This window comes from Stenotrophomonas sp. GbtcB23 (genome assembly GCF_019091045.1).
Taxonomy (GTDB): domain Bacteria; phylum Pseudomonadota; class Gammaproteobacteria; order Xanthomonadales; family Xanthomonadaceae; genus Stenotrophomonas; species Stenotrophomonas rhizophila_A.
The window spans coordinates 1-233 of the sequence record NZ_JAGXKC010000717.1 but is presented as its reverse complement, the minus strand read 5'-3'; the positions used below and the strand labels follow the sequence as shown (position 1 = coordinate 233).

1 pseudogene is annotated in these 233 nt (G+C 69.1%); it reads right to left on the bottom strand.

From position 1 onward, the window contains the following. Window positions 1–233, bottom strand: a pseudogene (locus KVS69_RS20685) (MFS transporter); the annotation flags it as partial.

The window sequence follows — 233 nt, the reverse complement described above, 5'->3', positions numbered from 1 at the left end:
ATCACGAACGCCGACACCCCATAGGACACCACGCCCGCAGCCACGGCCAGCAGATAGCGCGGCATCGCCAAGAGCGGCAGCACCGTCCGACCGCTATCGGCGACTGCTTCGGCCTGGGTCTGGCTCGGCGTGCGCAGCATCAGCAGAATCGGCAAGGCGAACAGCGGCAGCAGCGCCTGGCTGTGGAAGCTGGCCACGTAGGGCGGGCCCGCTACCGCAACCCGCGGGAAGGT